This window comes from Psychromonas sp. Urea-02u-13 (genome assembly GCF_002835995.1).
Taxonomy (GTDB): domain Bacteria; phylum Pseudomonadota; class Gammaproteobacteria; order Enterobacterales; family Psychromonadaceae; genus Psychromonas.
Genome location: NZ_PJBZ01000161.1, coordinates 1 through 2,879 on the forward strand (window position 1 = coordinate 1; position 2,879 = coordinate 2,879).

The following is a 2,879-nucleotide window of genomic DNA, read 5'->3' on the forward strand; positions in this document are numbered from 1 at the left end:
GGTATTTTCACTGAACACTAACCAATATGATATCCACATTAAATTTAGAAGCGGGTTATTGAAGTGCGGTCAAAAAGATACGGGTTTCCTCGATCGGCCTCTTTACCTTCAAACATCAGTAATATAAACACACAAAAAATCCCTAAACCATTACTGATTTAGGGCTTTTTCATACTTTGAAGTCTAGAGGTTACACATCCGTACTTCACATTAAATAATATGACCCCAACGTTAAACTTGGAATGTGCCATGGGCTCGTTTGTGCTTTAATGATTCATCAATGTTGATAATAGTGTAATTAATTACTACATTTAAATTCACTCGCTAGTCCTTTGGCACTTATGACAAAAGGAAATGATTGTGAAAAGTATTAAAGCTATTTTTGTTGTTATGGTTGTTGTCGCAGTGACGCTCGTTTTATTGCTTTCATCCTATCTAAAATATAATGATTTTAAACAGGATCTATATAGCAGCTTAGACGTGAATGTTAACAATACAGCTACTCGCCTAGCAGTTAGCACTCCTCGTGCAGTATGGGATTTTGATTTAGATACTGCCCATTTAGCTATCTCTGCCGAACTAAAATCTACTGAGATAACGGCTATAAAAATCCTAGATAAGCAAAATTCTGAGGTGCTGTTTCTGATGCCTAACCAGACTAACGTGAATGAACTTGCCATTAATGTTGTGGATAGGTCATTGTTTCCTGAGCAAAACTCGGTGAGTGAAGCACTCGTTTTTATTGAAGATGGTGAAGAAAATATTGTCGGAAAAGTGGTTGTATATTTTGATTCTGCTACGTTGGAAGCGAAGTTAAGCACATCTCTGTACCGCAGTGTTATTGAGCTACTGATATTAGACGTTATTATCTCTTTGCTTATTATTACAGTGCTAGCATTTGTTGTATTAAGGCCGTTAACGCAGTTGACAGAAAGAATTCAAAATCTTGCGTCAGGTGAAGGCGACTTATCCAATAAAATACCAGCGGCTAAATTGAAAGAGTTTCATGATATTACTGAAGGTATCAACGAATTTACCGCTTCACTACGTACCATTGTATTAGAAGTCATTCATTCATCTGGACAGCTCGAAGATAAAGCCAGTGCCAGTGGTGAAATTGCGCGAGCGAGTGCAGAGCGCTTGAGTCAGCAGAAGCATCAACTTACCACTGTTGCAGCAGCTGCTACTGAGCTTAATCATTCGGTTGGTTCGGTCACAGATACTGCAGGGCAAACTGCCAATGAGGCTTTAGCAGCAAACTCTCTGACTAGCGAAGTGTATGTTGCAATAGAAAACTCTGCGCAAGAGATTACCAATATGCGCGAAGAGATGGAACTGGTTAATACTAAGATGCACAAGCTAGTTAATGAAGGGGAGAAGATATCAACGGTGCTTAATGTGATCAATGATATTTCTGGTCAAACCAATTTATTGGCATTAAATGCAGCGATCGAAGCTGCACGCGCCGGTGAACAAGGACGAGGGTTTGCAGTTGTTGCCGATGAAGTGCGAAATTTAGCGGTAAAAACGGGGGAGTCGACGGAACAGATCCAAAAGAATATCTCCTCGCTTGATGGCGCGACTAAGTCTGTAGAGGCAGAGCTTACCCGTATTACTAAGCTACTGGAAAAAACCGCTGGCCGGGTGAGTGAATCACAGTATTCTGTCACTGAAGTTAGTCAGTTAATCCAACACATTTCAGATAAAAGCAGTCAAATTTCTCAAGCGACTGAGGAGCAAAAACGGGCTGTAGAAGAGATCAGTCAAACAATTGTGGAAGCATCAGAGGCATCAAGTATGGTATCAGATGGAGCCTCTGAAAATGCACAACGCACTGATGAAGTACTAGAACTAAGCCATAATATAGCCGAACAAATGTCTAAATTCCGTACATAATATTTAATTAAGGAGATTAATATGAGATATGTTCTAATTTTTATCACCGCATTATTAAGTTCTTTTGCCGCTTGGGGCAATACTGTTACGGCGGCGCAAGATCCATGGCCTCCTTTTGTTATGAAAGGAGAAGTTAATCATCAGGGCATATCAGTTGATATCGTCACTGCCGCACTAGCCAGCCAGGGCTATCAGGTAAAATACAAAGCGATGGCGTGGTCCAGAGCGTTAAATGAGGTAAAAGAGGGGCGTATTGATATCCTCCCTGCAACTTGGTTTACTCAAGATAGAACGAACTATCTAACATACAGTGATAGCTATCTTGAAAACAGTCTCAAGTTTATTAAAAAAGCAGGTGACAGCTTCGAGTTTGATGGCATGTCTAGCTTAGGTGGTAAAAAAATCGGCATTGTTAGAGGTTATGGTTACGGTGACGAGTTTTTAAGTGCAGACAATTTTTCTCGCCCTGAAGCCAGTAATTTGGTTGCTAACCTTAAGAAATTACTAGCAGGGAGAATTCACCTTACGCTTGAGGATGAGCTAGTTGCTAAATCACTAATCACTTCAAAGGGTTTGAATATTGATGATTTTTCATTTACCAATAATGCACTTTCAATTAATCGATTACATGTTACGTCGGGTAAAGCCAATGCGAGGTCCGCTGAGTTAATCACAGCCTTTAATAAAGGCTTAATAACGATTAAAGGTAATGGTAAGTTTAATGAAATTTTAAATAGATATGGTATTAAGCAATAGATGTTTTTGGCCTACTGATTTTACCGATGATTATTCGTAGGCCAAAGCTCAAATACAATCCCCAATTAACTTAATAATTGAGGATTTAGCATGGTGCCCGAGGCCGGACTTGAACCGGCACTTTTTGGTTACTTTTTCTTGCTGTTAACAAAAAAAAAAAAAAAGACAGGACACCCAAATCTTTTTGAGTAACATCTCGCAGTTTTTTGCTTTAATTTCTAAGCACT

General features: G+C 39.4%; 2 protein-coding genes. Both read left to right on the top strand.

What is annotated here, in order from left to right; translation table 11 throughout:
- The first annotated feature begins 354 nt into the window (after positions 1–354).
- Positions 355–1,896, top strand: coding sequence for a methyl-accepting chemotaxis protein (locus tag CXF74_RS20920; protein ID WP_232772610.1), 1,542 nt, complete (start codon positions 355–357; stop codon positions 1,894–1,896).
- A gap of 21 nt (positions 1,897–1,917) precedes the next feature.
- Positions 1,918–2,652: a transporter substrate-binding domain-containing protein gene (locus tag CXF74_RS20925; protein WP_101084523.1), complete on the top strand. Its 735-nt coding sequence runs from the start codon at positions 1,918–1,920 to the stop codon at positions 2,650–2,652.
- Positions 2,653–2,879 lie beyond the last annotated feature (227 nt).